The organism is Sphingobium abikonense NBRC 16140 (assembly GCF_001598335.1).
GTDB classification, from domain to species: domain Bacteria; phylum Pseudomonadota; class Alphaproteobacteria; order Sphingomonadales; family Sphingomonadaceae; genus Sphingobium; species Sphingobium abikonense.
Window position 1 is genome coordinate 165,283 of the sequence record NZ_BCYT01000003.1, and the last position, 21,225, is coordinate 186,507.

The window sequence follows — 21,225 nt, forward strand, 5'->3', positions numbered from 1 at the left end:
GACAATGTCTTAACGGACGTCTTTCAATAACCCAGCGTCAGGCCCAAGGCATAATATTTCGGGCCGACATTGGCCTTCGCTCGAACTTTGGGCAGCAATGGCATGGCGACCGTGGCGTAGGGACGGATGTCATCGCCGCTGATTCGCGCGCCAGCGCCGATCCTTGCCGACAGGGGAATGGTGTAGGCCGCCTCCACGCGCCCATAAAGCTTTGTATCGCCATCGCGCAGGTAAACGCCGCCGCCGGGCGTCAGGCTGAAGCCCGCCATGCCAAAGGCATAGCCAGCGCCGATTTCGGTGCCCCAATGGCCGTCAGCGCGCCCATAGTTGATTTCGGCGCCCAGCCCCTGGGCGAATGCGGCTTGAGGTGCGGCGAAAGCGGCGGCGGCGAGCAGGAGCGGCATGATCTTCATGGTTGAGGCCGCTAGGTGAGCGGCCCGATCGCGACAAGCGCGCGCCGACGAATGGAGTCGCCCGCGCGCCAGTCCGCCGTCATCCTTCAACGTCGACCCGTTTGACAGGCTGCACTTCGGCATAGGGCATGATCATCCGGCCATCAGGCGCGGCCGTGAATGTCGTCTGCGTCGGATAGGCAAATTCGATGCCGCGCTCGTTGAACTGGCGCAGGATGGCGAGGCCGATATTGTGGCGGATTTTGTAGATGTCGTCCCATCCCGGCAGGTAGACCTCGAACTCCAGCTCGAAATCGAGGCTGGACGCGCCGAACCCGACAAAACCCGACCGGACGAAGGTGCCCCCCAAATCGTCGACGATCCCTTTCAGGATATCGGGGATCTGTTCCGCGACGTCCGGGGGTGTCTGATAAATGACGCCGATGGCGAATTTCAGCCGGCGATGATCCAGCGTCTGATAGCTGGTGATTTCCTTTTGCAGCAGATTGGCGTTGGAAATCACCTTCTTCTCGCCCGTCAGCGCGCGCAGGCGGGTGGATTTGAGGCCGATCTTCTCCACCGTCGCGGTTGTTGTGTCATAGGAAATGGATTCGCCCCGACGAAATGGCTTGTCGAAAATGATCGACAGCGCGGCGAACAGATCGGAGAAAATACCCTGAGCGGCAAGGCCGATGGCGATGCCGCCGATGCCAAGGCCTGCAACCAGGCCGGTGACGTTGACGCCCAGATTGTCGAGCACCATGATGGCCGCGACCGCGAACAGCGCCACCGTCACCAGCACGCGGATCAGGCCCATCGCGTTGGCGAGTGTTTCGCCTTGGCCATCCTCCGCCAATGTGCGCCGTTCGATCAGGCCCAATATGACTTCGCGTGCCCAGATCGCGCCCTGCAAAACGGTGGCGATGGTGAACAGGAATATGACGGTGCGATACAAAGCGGGCGGCGCGTCGGCATAGCCCACCACCAAGCGGGCGGACACCATCACCATGAAGAAATGCGTGGTCTTGGCGACCGTGCGGCCGAGCACATTGGTATAGCCGATCGTGTCGCCGCGCGTGCCCTTGTACCGCTTGCCCAGTCCCTTCAATGTGGCGAGCAGCAGATAGATGACGATCCCGGCGCCAATCGCAATCAGGATCTGAATATAATGAGCGGACAACCAATCTGACATGTCCCTCCACATTGCCTGAATGTCGGGCGTGCGAAGGGGTTTCGTCGGGAGGGCGGGGTCTTTTGTGTCGGCCATGCCTGTCCTGTCTGTTGTCTAGGGAATATAAAGGCGGACTACCGGCCCGCCACTTCTGCACCGGGGGGTAGAGCATGAACCCAGTCGGGTTCAAGCCGCCGCAGCCAGAGGCGTGCAATCGGCTATGTCATCGAGGAAGGCGATCAGGCCCCGTTCCATCCGCGAGAGATAGCGCGTCCTGCGCGGCAATCGCAACGTGTTGCGCCACTCTTCCTGTCCATCCTTGCAGAGGGCAATGAGGGCGGGATGGATATAGGATTTGCGGCTGATCGCCGGCGTGTTGCCGAGCGCCTGCGCGACCGGGGCGATCATCGCCTTGAGCGATACCGGACCGGTCGCCAGCTGTTCGAATGCGATGACCGACGCACCCCAGGTTCGGAAATGCTTGGCCGTGAAGGGCGCGCCCATGGCCTCGGCAATATAGGCATTGACGTCGGACGAATTGATCGGACGCGCATCGCCGTCCTCGTCGAGATATTGGAAGAGGTGCTGGCCGGGCAGATCCTGGACCTGCCGCACGAAGCGCAGCAGCCGGCTGTCCGTCACCGCCAGTTCCCGCTCCTTGCCCGATTTGGCACGATAGCGCAGCATGATCTTGCGTCCGCTGATGTCGAAATGCCGTCGCCGCAGGGTGGTGGCCCCGAAACTCTTGTTCGTGGTGGCATAATGTTCATTGCCCACGCGCAGCTTGGCAAGGTCGAGCAGGCGGACGACGGCGGCCAGCGTGCGGTCCTTACGCAGGCCGCGTTTAGACAGGTCGCTGTCCAATCGGGCGCGCAGCTTGGGCAAGGCGCGGCCGAAGTCCGGGCAACCGGCATATTTCGCCGCTTCCTGCGCAGCGCGGAAATCGGGATGATAGCGATATTGCTTGCGTCCCTTGTCGTCATAGCCGGTCGCCTGGATATGGCCGTAGGGCGACGCGCAGAACCAGCAGTCACGATAGGCGGGGGGCAAAGCGATGGCATTCAACCGATCGATCTCGTCACGGTCGGTAATCCGCTGCCCGTCGCCATCATAATAGGCCCATCCGTGTTTGAGCGCGCGTCGCGTGATGCCAGGGCTGGTGTCGTTGGTGTGGACGAGTGCGGGCTGGGCCATGTTTTCCTTCTCATGCCGCAAAACCCGCCGTTCATCGCTTCGTTCCGCAACTCCGTCGCTGCTCACCCGTTGAAAGGGTCTCACCCCCAAGCAAAGGAATATTTCATGCCAGCCATTGAGCAGAGCCGCATCCTCATCGTCGCGACCGACGGGTTCGAACAGTCAGAACTTTTCCAGCCACGCCAGAAGCTGATCGACGCCGGCGCGAAGGTCACGCTCGCGTCGCCCGCCACCGATCCGATCCAGGGCATGCAGCATGATGAAAAGGGCGACACGATCACGCCCGACATGACTTTGGAGTCCGTGAAGATCGAGGATTATGACGGTCTGATACTGCCCGGCGGTGTCGCCAATCCCGACACGCTGCGGACCAACGAACGCGCCGTACGAATCGTGCGAGACTTCGTGGCTTCGGGCAAGCCGGTCGCCGCCATCTGCCATGGTCCCTGGCTGCTGGTCGAGGCCGATTGCGTGGATGGCAAGACCGTCACATCCTGGCCGTCGGTGCGCACCGATCTGGCCAATGCGGGTGCGCGGGTGGTAGATCAGGAGGTTGTCGTCGACGGCAATCTCATCACCAGCCGCAATCCGGATGACATTCCCGCCTTTGTCGACGCCTTCAAGAAGGCGGTGACGCAAGCGGCCGCAGTGCCCGCCTGAACCGGCTGCTGGCGCCGCCGTCCCATTGCCAGGGCATGGGGCGGCGGCGCAGCGTCGACAGATGCGCCAAAGCCATTGTGGCGCCGACGGCGATCAACGGTAAAGCAAAGGGCAGTATCTGAGGAAATGTGATTGTCGATCCGACAGCGAGGGCGACGCTTATGACGGCCGAAACGGTCATGCGAATGTCGCCGTCCGGCCCCCGAAGCCAGAGGATGCCGGTCGCAATCCCCGCCATGAATGCGAAGGCCAAGCGGGCATCGCAGCCATCGATAACGCCAAGGGCCCCCACCAATATCATCAGAAAAGCTGCGGCGACGGGGCGGGTCGTCTGGCGCATCAGGCGAACGGACGCCGGATAGAGCAGCAGCTCGCTGACAATCGCTGCAAGGCCTATTGCTTGCGCATCCTGGGGCCGGTGCGCGATGATCGCGACGATCGCCATGACGCCCCAGGGTAGCAGCCGCGCTGGCGCCATGCGGATATGACTGATCCAGTCCAGCGCGCCGCTCCGCGCGTTCCATCGCCGATCCGCCAGCCGCAACTGGAACCCGCCGATCAGGAACAGCGCCTCCGCGCCCCATGGCAGCCATTCGCTCCGCCCCAGCCATGGCAGCGCCAGAAACAGCCCGAGCACCAGTCCATGCGCCACGTTGAGCGGCGCCATCTCCCTCTTCATGCGATGGCCCCATTGCCCAGGGCGATGGCCCTGTCCAACTGCTGCTTGGCGGCTGTCTTGCGCTTGCGCGACAGATAGGTGTCGAGCCCGATCTGCAATGCCAGCATCATGAAGATGAAGGGCTGATAGGCGATGCCCACGAACAGCGATCCGATCATGTAGATGATATGTCCCTGTTGCAGGGCCAGCGCAAAGGGCGCGACCCACGCGTCGTCCGGGCCGTCGCGCTTGCGATAGACGCGGCGGATAGCCTCTGTACGGATGAAGCAGATGAGGTGCAGCAGCGCCCACACGGCAAAACCGAAATAGCCCTGTTCGCCCAGCAGCTCGAAATAGGCGCTGTGATAGGCGCGCCCCCGGTCCGTCACCAGCCGGCGCTCGACCCGCGTGCCACCGCCATCCGTGACCGTGCCTTGGGCGAAATAGGTGAAGCTGTTCTGCAGATAGTTGTCGAAGCCCCCCCCGCCCGGATGCTCCTTCACATAGTCGAGCGTCCACATCCAGACAGCGACGCGCGTGGAGGCGCTTTCGTCGCCCTGGTGATTCTCGATCGTCTGCATCCGCTGGGTGAAGCTGGCCGGCAGGAAGGGGATGGAGATGAGCGCGGCCAGCAGCATCAGCGGGCCGTAAACGAATTTGCGCTTCGAGCGCATCAGCATCAGCCCCGCCAGTATGACGATGCAGACAAGGCCGGTGCGCGCTTCGGTGCCCACAGGCATCAGCAGGCAGGCGAGGCACAAGCAATAGCAAAACGTCTTCACCCTCCAGTCGGGCGGAAAGACGGTGCCATGTTTCGACAGCCACAGGATCAGCGGGATGAGCGAGATCGCAACGCAGGATATGATGCTGCCCTCGTAGAGGCCGCTGTTGTTTTCGACCATCAGGTTGAGCACGCCATAGCCGCCGCCCGACAGGGCCGTCTTCATGCCGCCATTGATGATGATCGTGCTGGCGCACAGCACCATGAACAGCGCCAGCGCCTCGATTCGCAGCCTTGTACGCAGCACCAGCGGCAGGAAGACGCCCGCGATGATCGCCTTCCACACCCAATTCCACTTGGTCAGCGCCTCGACCGGGAAATCGGCCGTCAACGTGGTATAGCCGCACCAGGCAAGCAGCAGCAGCATCAACCCCTGTCGCGCGGAAAAACGGCAATCCTTCTTGTCATCGACCAGCAGCCAAGCGCCCACCATCATCGCAAAGGCGATCGCGGAAATCGGGATCGAATTGAGCAGGAAATAGGAAAGTCGCTGGGGCGAAACGATGTCGATATAGGCATAGACCGCGACCAGCAGGAACGGCCGCCGCAGTCCCATCAGCCCGAACAGGCCGAGAAACGCGATGAAGAACAGGTCACGCATCGCCATGCGGCTCCTGCGCCGGCGGATCGCGATCCAGATCGGCGCGCGGCAACAGCCGCCACGCAGCGAGCAGGATGACGCCATGGCTGATCAGCAGGGACAAAGTGTCTATCATGGCTCGCTTGGGCTATCGCTTCGGAACATATGTCCTAGCCTGACAGAGTTGACGGGGCGTTAAACCTTTTGCCGCAAACAGGACAGGCTATGACTCGCATTCTTCATGTGCTGGACCACAGTCTGCCGATGCACAGCGGCTATACGTTCCGGACCCGGGCGATTCTGCGTGCGCAGATTGGCAAGGGGTGGGACGTGCGCGGCATTACCGGGCGGCGGCACAGCGCGACCGGGCCGGACGAGCAAATGGTGGATGGCCTGATCTTTCACCGCACGGCCGGACCGCCGGCGACCGGCAACGCGCTTATGCGTGAATGGCGCGATATCGCCGCGCATGCGGACGCGATCGAGGCATTGGTGCGGCGGTGGCGGCCGGATGTGATCCATGCCCATTCGCCGGTGCTGAACGCGATGGCCGCACAGCGCGTCGCGCGGCGGCACGGCATTCCTCTGATCTACGAAATTCGCGCTTTCTGGGAGGATGCGGCGGTCGGCAATGGGACGGGGCGCGAAGGCAGCCCCCGTTATTGGCTGACGCGGCAACTGGAAACCCGCGCCGTGCGCGAGGCGGATGCGGTTGCGGTGATTTGCGAAGGGCTGCGCGGCGATCTGGTCGCGCGGGGCATTGATCCGGCCAAGATCATCGTGTCGCCCAATGGCGTCGACATGGATCAGTTCGGCGCGCCGGTGCCGCGCGATCCGGAATTGACGGCGAAGCTGGGGCTGACGGGAGCGGACGTGGTCGGGTTCATCGGCAGCTTCTATGATTATGAGGGGCTGGACGACCTGATCGCCGCCATGCCGCGACTCGTGCGCGCCCGGCCGCGGGCCAAGCTGCTGCTGGTGGGGGGCGGACCGATGGAGCAGGCGCTGCAGGCACAGGCGATGGCGTCGCCCTTTGCCGATCATATCGTCTTCGTCGGTCGCGTGCCGCATGATGAGGTCGAACATTATTATGCGCAGGTCGATGTGTTGGCCTATCCGCGCAAGGCGATGCGGCTGACCGATCTCGTGACCCCGCTCAAGCCGCTGGAGGCGATGGCGCAGGGCAGGCTGGTGGCGGCATCGGACGTCGGCGGTCATCGCGAACTGATCGAGGATGGAGTGACAGGCGCCTTGTTCGCGCCCGACGATCCAGCGGCGATCGCGCAGTCGCTTGCCACGCTGTTCGCCGATCGAACGATGTGGGACGAGCGCCGCCAGGTCGCGCGGGCCTATGTCGAGCGTGAACGCACATGGTCATCGAATATTTTGCGTTACGAACCTGTTTACCAACTGTTGTTAGCACGGTCGCGTGAGAGTCGCGCGGCGGCGTGAACGGAAGCGAAGGTTGAGAGGGTGAACAGGGCAGGCGCCAGACGGGGAACGGCCATGGCGGTGCTGGCAGGCGTCGCGGCCGCCGTGGCCTTGCTCGCTACGCCGGTTGGCCTGCTGGAAATGCTGGTGGCGTCGAGTGGCCTGAGTGAAGCCCTACCAGCCGCCGCCCCGCCTTTGGGTGTGACCGCCCGGCTGACGATGGCGGTGTTTGTAGGTGTGTTGATAGCCGGTGCAGTGGCGGCAAGCGTCCGCGATCCGCGCCGGGCGGATGACGAACAGGATATGGACGGGCGACAGCGTAGCGCCCAGGGAGCAAGACAGATGGGTTTCGCCTTTTCCAAGCTGACAGCCCTGGCGCGGGGCCGCGCTACACCAACCAGAATCCCGGACGCTCCGGCGCTTCGCCGTGCCGATGCGCATCCCGACGCGCCGCCGCGTCCGCCGATCTTTGCGAGCCGGGATTTCGATGGCGTGGAAATTTTCGCCCGTCCCGACGCCAAGCGGCGCCCGCTGATCGTTTCGCCCGAACCTGAATCGCAATCGGTGGTGCCGATGCAGGGTGTTTCCGGGCCGTCGCCGGATCATGCGCGCGAAGCGGATCAGCCGACACCGTCCTTTGCGCGCCCCGCCGACAAAGGCGCCCCGAGCGCCGATCCGGTGGCGTTTCAGGCTGATGTCGAAGAGATTGCAGGCGATGAGGCTGAACGGTGCGTTGAGCAGGAGGCGGCTAACGTCGTCCGTCCTTCGCCGCTCCCGCTGCCTACCCATGGCTTGTCCGTCGCCGAGCTGACCGATCGACTGGAACGGGGGCTGGCCTCGCGCCGCCGCGCCACCACTGCGCCAGTGTTGGCCGACATGCCGGTCGCGCCAGCCGTGCCGGTCCGCGACAGCGTGGCGCCTGATGCGGACGAAGCATTGCGCGCGGCGCTTGGCACCTTGCGCACCATGGCCGCACGCCGCCGCTGATCTGCGTTCCTACCAGTCGCGGATGGTCAAAGCCGACAGTTGAACCCATGGTTCATCGTCCGCATTACCATGCGCATCGACGGTAATGTCGGCGACGAAATGGCCGGGCAAGGCCCATTCCGCTTCGTCAAGGCCAGCGATCAATCGATCCTTTTGATCCTGCGCCTTGGGGCCGCTGAAGCGAAGGCGAATGGCATGCCGCCGCCCCTCGAACAGGGCGCTGGCCCAAGGGCGACTGGTTGCACGGTCGATCACCGTCGGGCGGCCCGCCCGCAGCAGCAATTGCGCTAGCAAAAGCGGCAGGGGATCCGTCCCGCGCCGCTCGATCGCTTTATTTCGGAGCAGATTGGCGCGGCCAAAATGTGCATCCATGCTTGTCATTGGCCTTGGCTCCTGCGATAAGTGTTCATGAAATGTTCCACGCGTCTTGTCAGTCGCGCACCCGGTTCGCGGCCGCGTCGCAGGTCGAACACCAGCCGCGGGTCGCGGGCGCTACTGCGACCAAAGCGCGTTGGCGGCATGTCATTTTGACGCAGGAAAGTTTCGATCAATGGCAGCAGCATCAGCCCGTATCTCCCCGTTTAAAGCGACTCGCCCAATGCGAGTCGATGTGAATATTCCTATCTACTCCCCCCTAATTTCCTACTTGTCTAGGAAAAATCTTATCGATAATGGATAGATGATGGACCAATCGCAGGATGCCCGCGCCACGCTGGACCGGCTGATCGCCGAGCGAGGGGACAATTATGCCGATCTGTCCCGACTGATCGGCCGCAACGCCGCCTATATCCAGCAGTTCATCAAACGCGGCACGCCGCGCAAATTGGACGAGGATGACCGGCGCGTGCTGGCGCGCTATTTCGGTGTTTCGGAGGACATGCTGGGGGGCGTTGCGTCACTCGCCCCGCCGCCTGCGCGCAACCGTGGACTGCCCGCCGTCGTCTCCGTTCCGCGACTTGCGCTGGGCGCGTCGGCCGGGGGCGGCACGTTGGATGAGGATGAACGCGCGGCTGGCGTGATGGCGTTCGATGCGCACTGGTTGCGCCATCTGGGGGTGCGGCCACAGCGCGTGTCGATTATCCGCGTCGATGGCGAATCGATGGCGCCGACGCTCAGCGATGGTGACGACATCATGGTGGATCATGATGATGACGCAGATCGGTTGCGCGACGGCGTTTATGTGCTCCGGCTGGACGGTGTGCTGATGGTGAAGCGCATTGCCATGGGACCGCTGCGGGGGCGGTTTAGCGTGCTGAGCGACAATGCGCATTATCCCGACTGGACTGATATCGACCCGGCATTGGTCGACATCGTCGGGCGCGTCGTTTGGACGGGGCGACGCTTGCACTAGGGGCGCTTCATCCCCATTGCTTGTCGGTAGCGCGACGGTGCGCGCGAGCCGGGAGCATGATGTTTTGAACGACAATGGCGCGGTGATCCGCAAGGCGATCGAATGGCGCGGCGCGCCAATGGCGTTGGCCACGGTGATTTCGACCTGGGGTTCGGCGCCACGCCCGCGCGGCAGCCACATGCTGGTGCATCAGGACGGCAGGCTGGAAGGCAGCATTTCGGGCGGTTGCGTGGAAACCGACGTGCTGCAACGCGCGGCAGAGGTCATAGCCGGCCGGCCCGCCCATATGCACCGCTATGGCGTCGCCGATGGTGACGCGTGGGAGGTCGGACTGCCCTGTGGCGGCGAGATCGCAGTGCTGGTGCAGCCCATATCGGAGGTGGGTTTTCCACCTCACCTGTTCGATCTGGTCGCGAAGGCCAATGAAACGGGGCGGGCCGTCACGCTGGCGACTGACCTTGTCACTGGCCGGACGCGCGAGGGGGAGGCGGAGGGCGCATTCCTCAATCGCTATGATCCGCCGCGCCGGTTGCTGATCGTCGGTGCGGTGCAGATCGCTCAGTCGCTGGTTCCGCTGGCGCAGGCGATTGGCGTGACGCCCATCGTCATTGATCCGCGCGGCCGCTTCCTGACGGCGGAAAGATTCCCGAACGCGGAACTGGACGACCGTTGGCCCGATGAGGCGATCACCGCGCACCACCCGGGCGAGTCGACCGCGGTCGTGACGCTGAGCCATGACATCAAGATTGACGATCCCGCGTTGATCGCCGCGCTGAACGCGCCGACCGGCTATATCGCCGCCTTGGGATCGCGACGCAGCCATGCGGCGCGGCTTGATCGGTTGACCGCCGAGGGGTTTGACGCGGATGCGCTGGCGCGGATCGACGGCCCGGCGGGTCTGGATATCGGCGCGATCGGGCCGGCGGAAATCGCCCTGTCGATCACGGCGGGCATGATCGCGGGGTTCAACGCAAAGGGATAGGAAGAGGATGCCCCCCGCCGCAAGGGATGGGCAGGGGGCATGTCCTGAAGCTGTCGGGCACCAGAGACGGCCGCCCCGTAGCAGAGCGCCGGGAAACAGCAATAAAAAAACGGAGGCCGTATTAAACTTTATGAGCGTAAAACTGCAAAATATTGTAATATAATTGCAAGATTAACAGCAGCGCCCGCCGTTGCGGCCGCCATATCGGGCCTGTTGGCGATCACGGAAAAAGCTGGTGCGGTCCATCACCGGCTTGGCGGGATGATGGTCGGCCATATGGCGCAGATAAGCGTCATAATCGGGGATGCCAACCATCATATGCGCCGCCTGGCGCAGCTTTCTGAATAAATCCGTCATTGCGCTGGCGCCAGACTGGCAGGAATCTCGCATGCCGTAGGGGCGGCGTTGCGGCGCGCGGCGATGCAACTGCGGATGGTGAAAAACAAAATGGCAAGAACGACGGCGAGGAACAGGCCAACCAGCGCGGCGTCGACCCGGTCGTTGAAGATGATGCGCTGCATTTCGTCCATGGTTTTCGCCGGGCCAAGCAGCGAGCCAGCCTCTGCCGCCTCGCTGAATTTGGCTGCGTGCGCCAGGAAGCCGACCTTGGGATCAGCGGAAAATAATTTGAGCCAGCCTGCCGACAGCGTGCAGATCAGCAGCCAGGCGGTGGGCAGCATCGTCACCCAGGCGAACCGGTCCTGCTTCATGCGGAACAGCACGACCGTGCCCAGCATCAGCGCGATCGCGGCGAGCATCTGGTTGGAAATGCCGAATACCGGCCACAGCGTATTCACCCCGCCCAACGGATCAGTGACGCCCTGATAAAGGAAAAAGCCCCAGGCCGCGACGCACAGGGCGGTGGCGATGATGCCGGGCATGTGGCTCTCGCTCTGCTTGAATGCCGGGACGACAAGGGCGATCAGGTCCTGCAACATGAAACGACCCGCCCGCGTGCCCGCATCGACGGCGGTCAGGATGAACAGCGCCTCGAACAGAATGGCGAAATGATACCAGAAAGCCTTCATCGCCGGCCCGCCCACGACATGGCTGAAAATCTCCGCCATAGCCACCGCCAGCGTGGGTGCGCCGCCCGCGCGGCTGATGATCGTATGTTCGCCCACATCTCGCGCCGTCTGGGCGATGCTATCGGCTGAAATGGGAAAGCCCATCGCGGTGACGGCGGCGGATGCGCTGGCGGCGTCCGTGCCGATCAGGGCCGTCGGGCTGTTCATCGTGAAATAGATGCCCGGGTCCAGGATCGATGCGCCCACCAGCGCCATGATCGCCACGAACGCCTCCATCAGCATCGCGCCATAGCCGATCAGCGGCGCATGCGCTTCGCTGGCGATCAGCTTGGGCGTGGTGCCGCTCGAAATCAGCGCATGGAACCCGGACACCGCGCCGCAGGCGATGGTGATGAACAGGAAGGGGAACAGGCCGCCGGCCCAAACCGGCCCGTCGCCCGCGACAAATCGCGTCAGCGCCGGCATCTGGAGCGGCGGCGCCATGATGACGATGCCGATGGCGAGCGCGGCGATCGCCCCGATCTTGAGAAAGGTCGACAGATAGTCGCGTGGCGCGAGCAACAGCCAGACCGGCAGTACCGACGCCACCGCGCCATAGCCGATCAGGATCCAGCAGAGCTGCACCGGGGTGAAGGTGAAGGCCGGCCCCCAGATGGGGGACTGCGCCACGGCCTGCCCGTAGACGATCGCCGCGATCAGGCCGATGAGGCCCAGCACCGACACCTCGCCGATCCGCCCCGGCCTGATCCAGCGCGTATAGGCCCCCATCGCCATGGCGAGCGGCACGGTCGCCGCGACTGTGAACATGCCCCAGGGGCTTTCGGCCAGCGCCTTGACCACGATCAGCGCCAGCACCGCCAGGATGATGACCATGATCATGAACGCGCCGAACAGGACGATCGTACCGGCGACCTGGCCCATTTCCACGCGGATGAGTTCGCCCAGCGACTTGCCGTCGCGGCGCATGGAAATGAACAGGACCATGAAATCCTGCACTGCCCCGGCCAGCACCACGCCGAAGATGATCCACAATGTTCCGGGCAGATAGCCCATCTGCGCGGCGAGCACGGGTCCGACCAGCGGCCCCGCGCCCGCGATCGCCGCGAAATGGTGACCGAACAGGACGCTGCGGTCGGTCGCGACATAATCCAGGCCGTCCGCGCGGCGCACGGCAGGCGTCGGTCGCGCAGGGTCTAGTCCCATGACGTGCCGGGCGATGAACAGCGCATAATAGCGGTAGGCGACCAGGAAGCAGCTGACCGCTGCGACGACGATCCACAGCGCGTTGACGCTTTCCCCCCGTGATATCGCCACCACGGTCAGGGCCACGACGCCGATAATGGCTGTCACTATCCAGGGAATATGCCGGGTCACGCCGCCTCGCTCCGCTTGTTCACAGATTTGCCGTCACCCTAGGGGGGCGGGCGGCAAAGACAACCGCCTTAGCGCCGCCGCGCAAAAGGCCAGTCGATGACGCCGCTCGCCCACAGCGCCCACCAGATAATGACCGGTTGCAGCGCCAGTCGTGGTCCATGATACCACCAACTCAAGTGCACGCCGCCCAGCGGAATGTCGCTGAGCGCATGATGAATATTGGCCGGCCATACGCACAGCGCATAAAGCGCCAGCCCGATGCCCGCGGCGCGGCGAAAGGGCGGCAGCATCAGGCCTATCGACCCGGCGATTTCGGCGATGCCAGTCAGCCAGATAACGGTGGCGGGATAGGGCACCCAATCTGGCGTGATCGCGATGAACCCGCCCGGCGTCCGCAAATGCGCCACCCCTGCGATCAGATAGGCCAATGCCAGGACGGCGCGGGCGATCCGGCGGGGGCGGCTATCAGCGATCATCCCATCCCGATCGAAAAAAGGTCTATCCTTCATCATGCCGGGGCTGGCAGAGACATATTTAGAGTATCCGACTGTCTTTGGCGCGCCACGAAGGAACTGACGACTTGCGACTATCATCGATACGGCGGCATATTGCGCGCAAATTCAAGAGCGGTGAAGCGAAAACGGAGCAACCGCCCGTCGCCGACCAGCCAAAGAACAGCGACGAGGATATCAGTTTCCTGCCCGACATGAACCAGTGGGTCCGCACCCATTATGTCGGCGTCGTCGATGAATTCGTGGCGGCCATCGGCAGTCTGGAGGGGAAACGCATCCTGGATCTGGGGTGCGGCGAGATGCTGATGACCTATGGCCTCGCCTCGCGCGGCGCCGAACAGGTCGTCGGTCTGGATATCACCACGCCGGACCCGGACAAAAGCCTCAAGACCCTGGTCGATGGTGGTTTCCCCGACGCTACTAATTTCAGGGATCGCGTCGCCGCTGTCGTCTATGACGGCAAGTCCATGCCGTTTCCCGACGAGCATTTCGATATCATATTCTGCTGGGGCGTGATGGAGCATGTCGCCGATGTCCCGGCCGTGCTGGCCGAAATCAAGCGCGTGCTCAAGACAGGCGGCATCGCCTTCATCAAGGTTTTTCCCTGGTTCCATTCCTATTTCGGCAGTCATCTGTCGGACTTCGTGCCTGTCCCTTTCGCGCATCTGACGCATGACCGGGCAGCAATGCGCGCCATCATCGAAAAGACGGCGCATGAGCAGACCGTCGTTCATCCTGACATGATCCTCAACCATATGTGGAAGGAATATCTGACGCTGAACCGCTATTCGGCAGACATGTTCTATCGCGACGTCAAGGCGGCGGGCTTTTCGCGCGACATATGGACGCTCATCAGCCGCCAGCATGACCTGACGGATGCGCCGCCGGGATATGAATTGTCCCAGCTGATGGTGTCCGGTTCCGACACCATCCTGCATAAATAAAGCGGGCGCCTCCTCACGGGAGGTGCCCGTCAGTAAATCCCGCCCTGGTCCTGCAGGAAGTCGGCGTCGGTGCGCTGACGCCCGCGCGCCACGGCGGCTGCCGCCTTGGCATCGGCAGCCTTCGCCTGCGCCTCGGCCTCTTCCTTGCGGATCGACCGGCGCGGCTCGGTTTCGGGCTTGAACGCTTCCCAGATCACTGCGGGCTTGGGATCGTTGGTCGGCCACACGCCATAGACGCGCTTGCCCGAACGACGGTCGATCGTGACCATGCGGATGCCCGCCGGTGCGACGAAGGGCGTCTTGGGCATGGTTTCCAGGATCGGCGCCATCGCCGCCTTCCAGATCGGCGCGGCGATGCGGCCGCCCTGCGCCCACCCGCCCAGGCTTCGGGGCTTGTCATAGCCGACATAAACACCTGCCACCAAATCGGGCGATCCGCCCACGAACCAGACATTGGTGGGGCCATTGGTGGTGCCGGTCTTGCCGAACAGCGGGCGCTTGAGATCGGCCAGCACGGTGGCGGTGCCGCGCAGCACCACGCCCTCGGCGATATGCACGACCTGATAGGCGGTCATCGGGTTCATCACCTGCCGCCCTTCAAAGCCGAAGCGCGGCATCGGCTTGCCGTCCCAATTGGCCATGTTGCACCCGTCGCACGGACGCCAGCGTTCGGGCCAGATGACCTTGCCGCGCCGGTCCTGCACATAATCCATGACCTTGGACGGGTTCTGTTTTCCCTGGTTCGCCAGCGTCGCATAGGCATTGACCATCCGCTCCACCGTCGTTTCGCCCGCACCCAGCGCGAAGGAGAGGTAGGGCTGATAATCGCCGATGCCCATCGCCTTGATCGTGCGCACGACCCGGTCCATGCCGGTCTGGCTGGCGGCGCGCACCGTCATCAGGTTGCGGGACTGTTCCACGCCCCAGCGCATCGTCTGCGGCCCGGCGCTGCCGCCCGAGAAGTTGCGAAAGCATTTCTGCCCCAATCCCGCGCCTTGATAGACGCAGAGCGGTCCATCGACGATGATCGACGCGGGCGTCATGCCATTGTCCAGCGCGGCGGCATAAACGAAGGGCTTGATCGTGGAGCCGGGCTGGCGCTGGGCCTGGGTCGCGCGGTTATAGGAAGACAGGCGCGAATCGAACCCGCCCTGCATCGCGCGGATGCGGCCCGAATGCACTTCCTGCACCACCATGCCGCCCGACACTTCGGGAATGGTGCGCAGCGCCCAGTCGGCGCCATTCTTTGCGACGACGATCAGGTCGCCCGCCTTGAGCGCGGAAAAGGCGGGGCCACCGGTCCGGCGATAGGGCGTCTGCGCCAGCGACGCGGGCAGGGTGCCGGTGCTGCCGTCGGAAAAGCCGATCTGCGCCTGAGACGATGATCGATCGATGACCACGGCGACGCGCCAGCCTTCATAATCGACACCGACATAGCTGGCGGCCAGTTCGCGCGCCCAGCCCCGGTCAGGGTCGATATGGCCCACCGGACCCGACCAGCCGCGCCCCGCGCCAAAGCGCAGCAATCCGTTGCGCAGCGCATCCTTGGTGCGTTCCTGCGCCACCGGGTCATAAGGGCTGCGCACCCACAGGCCGCCGGCATAGACGCTGTTGGGGCCGTCCGTCGCCTTTTCGCCGAACCGGTCGATCAGGCGGCGGCGCACCTCTTCCATATAATAGCCGCCCGCGCGCGCATCGAAGCTGGAACCGCGGACGGTCACGGTGCCCAAGGGCTGCGCCTGCGCCTGTGCGCGCTGCGCGGCGGTGATCCAGCCATTGCGCTCCATTTCGCCCAGCGCCCAGTTGCGCCGCTCGATCGCGCGGGCGTGACCGGTTTCGCTTTCGGGACGGTAATTGGCCGGCCCCTTGGGCAGGATCGCCAGATAGGCCATTTCAGGCAGGCTGAGGTCAGCGACATCCTTGTCAAAATAGGCGCGCGCGGCTGCCTGAACGCCATAGGCGTTGCGGCCGAGGAAAATCTGGTTGAGGTAGAGCTCCAATATCTGCTGCTTTGACAGCACATTTTCCATGCGCCAGGCCAGGATCATCTCCTTGACCTTGCGGGTGGGCGAATATTCGTCGCCGATCAGCAGGTTCTTGGCCACCTGCTGCGTGATGGTCGACCCGCCGCGCGCGCGCTGCCCCGACCCCAGCTTGCTGACATAGTCGGCCACCGCGCCGGCAAAGCCGGGAAAATCGACGCCATGATGCTCGAAAAACGTCTTGTCCTCCGCCGCCAGATAGGCGCGGATCAGCAGCGGGGGATAATCGCTATATTGCAACTGCACCCGCCGTTCGCGGGCATAGCTGTGCACCGGCTGCCCGTTGATGTCGCGCACCATGGTGGGCAGCGGCGGCTCATATTCAAGCAAGGTCGCTGCATCGGGCAGGCCGCGCGCGAAAATCAGCCAGAACAGGAAGCTTGCCAGCAGAAACCCGCCCAGCAGGATCGCCAACCAGCGAAACAGCCTCCGGCCCCATAGCGGACGTATCCGGTCCATGACGCCGCCCGCGTCACGGCGCAGGCGATAGGCGAAGGATGTCGGGGCGGTATCGGAACGGGCCTCTTCCATGGGGAAGAGGCTCTAGGATCAAATCGCGGCCAAGGCCAGTGGCGTTTCGACGGGTCGCGCCTTCAGCCGCCCGCCGCAACCCCGCTCATCGCCAGCTTGCGCGCAAAATGCACCTCGATCGCCTTGGCAACGCCGCGTGCGATCTTCTGCTGCCCCTCGCGCGAGGACAGGAAGGCGGAGTCCGCCTCATTGCTGATATAGCCGGTTTCGAACAGGATCGACGGCGTGTCCGGGGCCTTGAGCACCATCAGCGATGCGAAGCGATGATAGGCGCTGCGGAAGGGTACATAGGGTGAAGCCTCACGCTGGAGCAGCCGCGCGAAACTGGACGATATGTTGAGCGATTCGCGTTGCGTCAAATCGATGAGAATAGAGGACACGTCGCCCGACTGGCCGCCCAGATTGACGCCGTTGATGATGTCGGCCTTGTTCTCGCGCGCGGCGAGGCGCGCGGCTTCCCGGTCCGACGCGGTTTCCGACAAGGTGTAGACCGTCGCGCCATGGGCATCAGTATTTTCGGCCGCATCGGCATGGATCGAAATGAACAGGTCCGCGCCCATCTTGCGCGCAATGCCATAGCGTTCCTGTAACACCAGAAAGCGATCATCGTCCCGCGTCAGGGCGACGCGCACCCGACCGCCCCTGACCAGTTGGTCGCGGATCGCCTGCGCGATCGCCAGTGTCACGTCCTTTTCGCGTTTGCCATTGTCCTTGTTGATGGCGCCGGGATCATGGCCGCCATGGCCCGCATCGATCACCACCAGCGGCCGCGCGCCGTCATTGACGCCCTGCACCGGCGGCAGGGCGACGCCGCGCGCGGCGGGTGGGATCGGCACGGTGATCGAATGCAACCGCTTTTGCGGCCGTGCGGCCATGTCCGCCGGCGCATCGAACGCCATGCGCCCGCGACCCAATTCACTGCGAAAGCGGCTGTCGCTCACGCCCTGGATCGCGAAGCTCAGCGATTTGCCGTCCGGTGCAATGCGCGCGTCGGCCAGCGTCGCCGGGCTTGCCAGGTCCAGCACGACACGCGCGCGCTCCGGGCTCAATTGCCCCTGCCGCACGCCCGCGACCGTGCCATTGCCTGGTGAAAAGGGAAAGCGGCCCGTCTGCGCGCCATCGATATCGAGGGCAATGCGCTGCGGCCCGTCGAGCAGGAAGGCGGACGCGCCCTCCACCCGCTCATCGAAACGCACCACCACCCGGTCCCCCTGCACATCGACGCCGGCGATGCCCCCCGCCTGGCCGGGGGAGGAAAGAAGAATGCTTGCCAGGGCAAGGCTTTGCAACATGCGCCGCTTGTGCACCGCAGGCCTGTCGGCCGTCCAGCCAAATATCATCGACGTTGACCCGTCCAGCGTCCCCACGCTGAACACCCGATTAAGCATCGCCCTCTTTTAACCCGGTAAAATGAGCTGGTTAACGTCATTTTCACCATGACCGGCCATGGTCCGAACGTCGAGTGCGCACCGGGACATAATATTTCGACCAGCCGTTGCCGCCCGCGCTATTGACTGCTAACCATTCCCATTCCTGCAAGAATTGTCGTTTTTGCGACCGGTCTTCAGGTGAAACGAGCGCCCGCTGCTGTGCGGGCGAGACAGAACAGGTTGACGCTGCATGAGGCATGAATTTCCATCCACGCTTGCCCCGGTGACGGGCATGGCGGCGTGGATGGTGCGGCCCGGCGCCTTGTCCGGCCCTGCCGATGCAGCAGACGCGCAGATTTTCCTTCAAAACCGGATGCTTGCCTGCGCCGCGCCCGATGGCGCGCGCTGGCCGGCACCCTTTTCTTATCGCGTGGCGGCGCGGCGTCATGCCGCAGCCCGCGCACGCCGGAGACTTATAAATGACAATGCGTATGCTGATCGATGCGCGTCACCGGGAAGAAACCCGGGTCGCGGTCGTCAAAGGTAACCGGATCGAGGAGTTCGATTTCGAATCGGCCGAGCACAAGCAGCTCAAAGGCAATATCTATCTGGCCAAGGTGACGCGCGTGGAGCCTTCGCTCCAGGCCGCCTTCGTCGATTATGGCGGCAACCGCCACGGCTTCCTGGCTTTCAGCGAAATCCACCCCGATTATTATCAGATCCCGCGCGAGGACCGTGAGGCGCTGCTCCAGGAAGAGCGGGCCCATGCCGAGGAAGAAGCTGCCCTGCGCGCCGAGATCGAGGATGATGAGGACGCGGGCGAGGATGGCGTCGAACTGGTCGAGGCGACCCATCATCATGAGGATGAGGAAGCGCCCGAGGCGGACGCCGAGCACGAGGCTCCCGAAGCCGCCAAGGGTGGCCGCCGCAAGCGCGGGAAGAATGGCGATGAGGCCGCCGACGAACTGCGCCGCAAGCGCATGGCGCTGCGTCGCCGCTACAAAATCCAGGACGTCATCAAGCGCCGCCAGGTGCTGCTGGTGCAGGTCGTGAAGGAAGAGCGCGGCAACAAGGGCGCGGCGCTGACCACCTATTTGTCGCTGGCGGGCCGCTATTGCGTGCTCATGCCCAACACGTCGCATGGCGGCGGCATCAGCCGCAAGATCAGCAACGCGGCCGATCGCAAGCGGTTGAAGACCATCATCGCGGAAATGAACCTGCCCTCTTCCATGGGGTGCATCGTTCGCACGGCGGGGCTTCAGCGGACCAAGCCGGAAATCAAGCGCGACTTCGATTATCTCGCGCGGCTGTGGGACGAGATTCGCGAAAAGACGCTCCAGGCGTCGGCACCCGAACTGATCCACAATGACAGCGACCTCATCAAGCGCGCCATCCGCGACATCTACAACAAGGACATCGAGGAAGTCATCGTCGAGGGCGAGGATGGCTACAAGGCCGCCAAGGACTTCATGAAGCTGCTGATGCCGAGCCATGCCCGGCGGGTGAAGCAATATGCCGATGCGGTGTCGCTGTTCCAGCGCGCGAGTGTCGAGGATCAGCTCGCCGCGATGTACAATCCGGTCGTTCAGCTCAAATCGGGCGGCTACCTGGTCATCAACCCGACCGAGGCGCTGGTGTCGATCGACATCAACTCTGGCCGGTCGACGCGCGAACATGGCATCGAACAGACCGCCGTCGCCACCAATCTGGAAGCGGCGCGCGAGATTGCGCGCCAGTTGCGTCTGCGCGACATGGCGGGCCTCGTCGTCATCGACTTTATCGACATGGAGATGAATTCCAACATTCGTAAGGTCGAAAAGGCAATGAAGGAGGCGCTCAAGGACGATCGCGCCCGCATTCAGGTCGGCCGGATTTCAGGCTTTGGCCTGATGGAAATGAGCCGCCAGCGTCTGCGCACCGGCGTGCTGGAAGCGTCGACGCGCCAATGCCCGCATTGCGAGGGCACCGGCCTTGTCCGCACCGCGTCGTCGGCGGGCCTCAGCGCGTTGCGTATGCTGGAAGAGGAAGCGGCGCGCGGTCGCGGCAACCTCATCACCCTGCGCGCCAGCCAGGAAGCGGCCTTCTACGTCCTCAACAACAAGCGTCGCGAACTGGACGAGATCGAGCAGCGCTATGGCGTGCGTATCGAAATCCTACCCGATGGCGAGATCGAAGGCGCGCGCATGTCGGTCGAAGCCAGCGGGCCGCGCCCGGAACGTGTCGTCACCTATGCGCCGCTGGTCGAGGATGATGACGATATCGACCTGCCCGAGGACGAAGACGACATCGAAGAGGTCGAGGACGCCCAAGGCAGCGCCGAGCGCGAGGAGCGGGGCGACAGGGGGGACGAGGATCGTGAAGGCGGCCGCCGTCGCCGTCGCCGTCGCCGTCGCCGCGGTGGCCAGCGCGACGAGCAGCGCGATGCCGGATCGGAAGCCGAGGCTGGCGACGCCGAGTCCGGTGACGAGACCGATACGGATGAAGGCGAAGAAGCCGACGATCGCGAAGGCGCCGAGCCCGCAAGCGACGCCGACAGTGACGAAGGCGGCGCGCGTCGTCGCGGGCGTCGTGGTCGTCGCGGAGGCCGCCGTCGGCGCGAAGCGGGCGAAACCGCTGCGATCGAGCAGGACGATGCAACGGCTGCGGCCGATGCTGAGGCGCCGGTTGAAGAGCCGGCTGCCGTAGAAACGCCTGTCGCCGAGCCGGTGAGCGAGGAAGCGGCCGAGCCCGCGCCCAAGACGCGTCGGCGTCCGCGCGCCCGCAAGAAAGCGGAGGCTGACACTGCTGAGGCAGCGACCGAGGCTCCGTCCGACACTGCTCCGGCCGCGACCGAAGAGCCTGCGCCAGCAGCCGAAGCGGACGCCGCACCGGCCAAGCCCAAGCGCACGCGTCGCAAGAAGGCGGTGGCGAGCGAGGGCGAGGCGGCTGAAGCAGATGCGCCAGCAGTTGAGGCGGACGCCGCGCCCGCCAAGCCCAAGCGTACGCGTCGCAAGAAGGTGGTGGCTGCCGAAGCGGAAGCGGCGGATCCTGCCGCCGAAGCCGCACCGGAAGCCCCGGCTGAAGCTGCGCCTGTCGCGCCGTCCGAACCGACCGGTTCGCCGGACCCGGTTCCAGCCGAAGCCGGCGCCGCCGACGACGCAGGCGGCGAGGATGCCGATGGCACGCCCCGGCGCGGCTGGTGGCAGCGCACCTTCGGTCAGTAAGCACGCGAAGGGTTGAATGATGAAGCGCCGCTGC

At 64.1% G+C, this 21,225-nt stretch carries 20 protein-coding genes; 7 read left to right on the plus strand and 13 right to left on the minus strand.

Annotated elements, in window-relative coordinates:
* Positions 1 to 23 precede the first annotated feature (23 nt).
* From SAB01S_RS04640 to SAB01S_RS04650, 3 genes are all read right to left on the minus strand, one after another.
* Positions 24 to 413: a hypothetical protein gene (locus SAB01S_RS04640; protein ID WP_157078280.1), complete on the minus strand. Its 390-nt coding sequence runs from the start codon at positions 411 to 413 to the stop codon at positions 24 to 26.
* Positions 414 to 492: 79 nt separating this feature from the next.
* Complete coding sequence (locus SAB01S_RS04645; protein WP_062731952.1) at positions 493 to 1,659, minus strand: mechanosensitive ion channel family protein; 1,167 nt, start codon at positions 1,657 to 1,659, stop codon at positions 493 to 495.
* A 90-nt stretch (positions 1,660 to 1,749) separates the two neighbouring features.
* Positions 1,750 to 2,757, minus strand: coding sequence for a DNA topoisomerase IB (locus tag SAB01S_RS04650; protein ID WP_062732098.1), 1,008 nt, complete (start codon positions 2,755 to 2,757; stop codon positions 1,750 to 1,752).
* A gap of 105 nt (positions 2,758 to 2,862) precedes the next feature.
* Between SAB01S_RS04650 and SAB01S_RS04655 the strand changes: the two genes are divergently transcribed.
* The gene (locus SAB01S_RS04655) at positions 2,863 to 3,417 is read left to right on the plus strand and encodes a type 1 glutamine amidotransferase domain-containing protein (protein ID WP_062731953.1); all 555 of its coding nucleotides are present in this window, start codon (positions 2,863 to 2,865) and stop codon (positions 3,415 to 3,417) included.
* Here the strand turns inward: SAB01S_RS04655 and SAB01S_RS04660 are convergent.
* Genes SAB01S_RS04660 through SAB01S_RS18970 form a run of 3 tightly spaced genes read right to left on the minus strand, consistent with a single transcriptional unit; the run spans position 3,377 to position 5,572 of the window.
* Positions 3,377 to 4,096, minus strand: a complete 720-nt coding sequence (locus tag SAB01S_RS04660) for a hypothetical protein (protein WP_157078281.1) — start codon at positions 4,094 to 4,096, stop codon at positions 3,377 to 3,379. The genes SAB01S_RS04655 and SAB01S_RS04660 overlap by 41 nt on opposite strands.
* Positions 4,093 to 5,457, minus strand: coding sequence for a putative O-glycosylation ligase, exosortase A system-associated (locus SAB01S_RS04665; RefSeq protein WP_062732099.1), 1,365 nt, complete (start codon positions 5,455 to 5,457; stop codon positions 4,093 to 4,095). The genes SAB01S_RS04660 and SAB01S_RS04665 overlap by 4 nt, the downstream gene beginning before the upstream one ends.
* Positions 5,450 to 5,572 carry a hypothetical protein gene (locus SAB01S_RS18970; protein WP_009822747.1) on the minus strand — a complete coding sequence of 41 codons (123 nt, stop codon included), beginning with the start codon at positions 5,570 to 5,572 and terminating at the stop codon, positions 5,450 to 5,452. Before SAB01S_RS18970 ends, SAB01S_RS04665 begins: the two co-directional genes overlap by 8 nt.
* A gap of 89 nt (positions 5,573 to 5,661) precedes the next feature.
* Here SAB01S_RS18970 and SAB01S_RS04670 point away from each other — a divergent pair, with 89 nt between their 5' ends.
* Together SAB01S_RS04670 and SAB01S_RS04675 are read left to right on the plus strand one after the other, a co-directional pair.
* A complete protein-coding gene (locus SAB01S_RS04670; protein ID WP_062731955.1) occupies positions 5,662 to 6,888 on the plus strand; it encodes a TIGR04063 family PEP-CTERM/XrtA system glycosyltransferase in 1,227 nt (408 codons plus the stop codon).
* Between the two features lie 54 nt (positions 6,889 to 6,942).
* Positions 6,943 to 7,854, plus strand: coding sequence for a hypothetical protein (locus tag SAB01S_RS04675; RefSeq protein WP_062731956.1), 912 nt, complete (start codon positions 6,943 to 6,945; stop codon positions 7,852 to 7,854).
* A gap of 9 nt (positions 7,855 to 7,863) precedes the next feature.
* On the opposite strand, the gene SAB01S_RS04680 is transcribed toward SAB01S_RS04675, so the two are convergent.
* Both SAB01S_RS04680 and SAB01S_RS18800 read right to left on the minus strand, forming a co-directional pair.
* A complete protein-coding gene (locus tag SAB01S_RS04680; RefSeq protein ID WP_062731957.1) occupies positions 7,864 to 8,235 on the minus strand; it encodes a hypothetical protein in 372 nt (123 codons plus the stop codon).
* Positions 8,232 to 8,417, minus strand: coding sequence for a hypothetical protein (locus SAB01S_RS18800; protein ID WP_062731958.1), 186 nt, complete (start codon positions 8,415 to 8,417; stop codon positions 8,232 to 8,234). Before SAB01S_RS18800 ends, SAB01S_RS04680 begins: the two co-directional genes overlap by 4 nt.
* 119 nt (positions 8,418 to 8,536) lie before the next feature.
* Between SAB01S_RS18800 and SAB01S_RS04690 the strand changes: the two genes are divergently transcribed.
* Together SAB01S_RS04690 and SAB01S_RS04695 are read left to right on the plus strand one after the other, a co-directional pair.
* The gene (locus tag SAB01S_RS04690; RefSeq protein ID WP_021227942.1) at positions 8,537 to 9,205 is read left to right on the plus strand and encodes a S24 family peptidase; all 669 of its coding nucleotides are present in this window, start codon (positions 8,537 to 8,539) and stop codon (positions 9,203 to 9,205) included.
* Positions 9,206 to 9,269: 64 nt separating this feature from the next.
* Positions 9,270 to 10,187 carry an XdhC family protein gene (locus SAB01S_RS04695; protein ID WP_062732100.1) on the plus strand — a complete coding sequence of 306 codons (918 nt, stop codon included), beginning with the start codon at positions 9,270 to 9,272 and terminating at the stop codon, positions 10,185 to 10,187.
* Positions 10,188 to 10,358: 171 nt separating this feature from the next.
* Here SAB01S_RS04695 and SAB01S_RS04700 read toward each other — a convergent pair whose 3' ends face one another.
* The 3 genes from SAB01S_RS04700 to SAB01S_RS04710 all read right to left on the minus strand — a co-directional run bounded on the left by SAB01S_RS04700 (position 10,359) and on the right by SAB01S_RS04710 (position 13,065).
* On the minus strand, positions 10,359 to 10,544 hold the full coding sequence (locus SAB01S_RS04700; protein WP_157078282.1) for a YbdD/YjiX family protein: 186 nt from the start codon (positions 10,542 to 10,544) through the stop codon (positions 10,359 to 10,361).
* On the minus strand, positions 10,541 to 12,589 hold the full coding sequence (locus SAB01S_RS04705) for a carbon starvation CstA family protein (protein ID WP_062731960.1): 2,049 nt from the start codon (positions 12,587 to 12,589) through the stop codon (positions 10,541 to 10,543). Before SAB01S_RS04705 ends, SAB01S_RS04700 begins: the two co-directional genes overlap by 4 nt.
* Positions 12,590 to 12,657: 68 nt before the next feature.
* Positions 12,658 to 13,065 carry a DoxX family protein gene (locus SAB01S_RS04710; RefSeq protein ID WP_174525616.1) on the minus strand — a complete coding sequence of 136 codons (408 nt, stop codon included), beginning with the start codon at positions 13,063 to 13,065 and terminating at the stop codon, positions 12,658 to 12,660.
* Between the two features lie 104 nt (positions 13,066 to 13,169).
* Between SAB01S_RS04710 and SAB01S_RS04715 the strand changes: the two genes are divergently transcribed.
* Positions 13,170 to 14,045, plus strand: coding sequence for a class I SAM-dependent methyltransferase (locus tag SAB01S_RS04715; RefSeq protein ID WP_062731961.1), 876 nt, complete (start codon positions 13,170 to 13,172; stop codon positions 14,043 to 14,045).
* Positions 14,046 to 14,074: 29 nt separating this feature from the next.
* Here SAB01S_RS04715 and SAB01S_RS04720 read toward each other — a convergent pair whose 3' ends face one another.
* On the minus strand, positions 14,075 to 16,618 hold the full coding sequence (locus SAB01S_RS04720) for a penicillin-binding protein 1A (protein ID WP_062731962.1): 2,544 nt from the start codon (positions 16,616 to 16,618) through the stop codon (positions 14,075 to 14,077).
* 62 nt (positions 16,619 to 16,680) lie between these two features.
* The gene (locus SAB01S_RS04725) at positions 16,681 to 17,958 is read right to left on the minus strand and encodes an N-acetylmuramoyl-L-alanine amidase (RefSeq protein ID WP_062732102.1); all 1,278 of its coding nucleotides are present in this window, start codon (positions 17,956 to 17,958) and stop codon (positions 16,681 to 16,683) included.
* A gap of 509 nt (positions 17,959 to 18,467) precedes the next feature.
* On the opposite strand from SAB01S_RS04725, the gene SAB01S_RS04730 reads away from it, so the two are divergent.
* Positions 18,468 to 21,191: an Rne/Rng family ribonuclease gene (locus tag SAB01S_RS04730; RefSeq protein ID WP_218016145.1), complete on the plus strand. Its 2,724-nt coding sequence runs from the start codon at positions 18,468 to 18,470 to the stop codon at positions 21,189 to 21,191.
* Positions 21,192 to 21,225 lie beyond the last annotated feature (34 nt).

Excerpts from the sequence above, each read along its gene's own strand:
- SAB01S_RS04640 (WP_157078280.1), bottom strand. The coding sequence starts at position 413 with ATGAAGATCATGCCGCTCCTGCTCGCCGCCGCCGCTTTCGCCGCACCT.
- SAB01S_RS04645 (WP_062731952.1), bottom strand. The coding sequence starts at position 1,659 with ATGGCCGACACAAAAGACCCCGCCCTCCCGACGAAACCCCTTCGCACG.
- SAB01S_RS04650 (WP_062732098.1), bottom strand. The coding sequence starts at position 2,757 with ATGGCCCAGCCCGCACTCGTCCACACCAACGACACCAGCCCTGGCATC.
- SAB01S_RS04655 (WP_062731953.1), top strand. The coding sequence starts at position 2,863 with ATGCCAGCCATTGAGCAGAGCCGCATCCTCATCGTCGCGACCGACGGG.
- SAB01S_RS04660 (WP_157078281.1), bottom strand. The coding sequence starts at position 4,096 with ATGAAGAGGGAGATGGCGCCGCTCAACGTGGCGCATGGACTGGTGCTC.
- SAB01S_RS04665 (WP_062732099.1), bottom strand. The coding sequence starts at position 5,457 with ATGCGTGACCTGTTCTTCATCGCGTTTCTCGGCCTGTTCGGGCTGATG.
- SAB01S_RS18970 (WP_009822747.1), bottom strand. The coding sequence starts at position 5,572 with ATGATAGACACTTTGTCCCTGCTGATCAGCCATGGCGTCATCCTGCTC.
- SAB01S_RS04670 (WP_062731955.1), top strand. The coding sequence starts at position 5,662 with ATGACTCGCATTCTTCATGTGCTGGACCACAGTCTGCCGATGCACAGC.
- SAB01S_RS04675 (WP_062731956.1), top strand. The coding sequence starts at position 6,943 with ATGGCGGTGCTGGCAGGCGTCGCGGCCGCCGTGGCCTTGCTCGCTACG.
- SAB01S_RS04680 (WP_062731957.1), bottom strand. The coding sequence starts at position 8,235 with ATGACAAGCATGGATGCACATTTTGGCCGCGCCAATCTGCTCCGAAAT.
- SAB01S_RS18800 (WP_062731958.1), bottom strand. The coding sequence starts at position 8,417 with ATGCTGCTGCCATTGATCGAAACTTTCCTGCGTCAAAATGACATGCCG.
- SAB01S_RS04690 (WP_021227942.1), top strand. The coding sequence starts at position 8,537 with ATGGACCAATCGCAGGATGCCCGCGCCACGCTGGACCGGCTGATCGCC.
- SAB01S_RS04700 (WP_157078282.1), bottom strand. The coding sequence starts at position 10,544 with ATGACGGATTTATTCAGAAAGCTGCGCCAGGCGGCGCATATGATGGTT.
- SAB01S_RS04710 (WP_174525616.1), bottom strand. The coding sequence starts at position 13,065 with ATGATCGCTGATAGCCGCCCCCGCCGGATCGCCCGCGCCGTCCTGGCA.
- SAB01S_RS04720 (WP_062731962.1), bottom strand. The coding sequence starts at position 16,618 with ATGGAAGAGGCCCGTTCCGATACCGCCCCGACATCCTTCGCCTATCGC.
- SAB01S_RS04725 (WP_062732102.1), bottom strand. The coding sequence starts at position 17,958 with ATGATATTTGGCTGGACGGCCGACAGGCCTGCGGTGCACAAGCGGCGC.
- SAB01S_RS04730 (WP_218016145.1), top strand. The coding sequence starts at position 18,468 with ATGACAATGCGTATGCTGATCGATGCGCGTCACCGGGAAGAAACCCGG.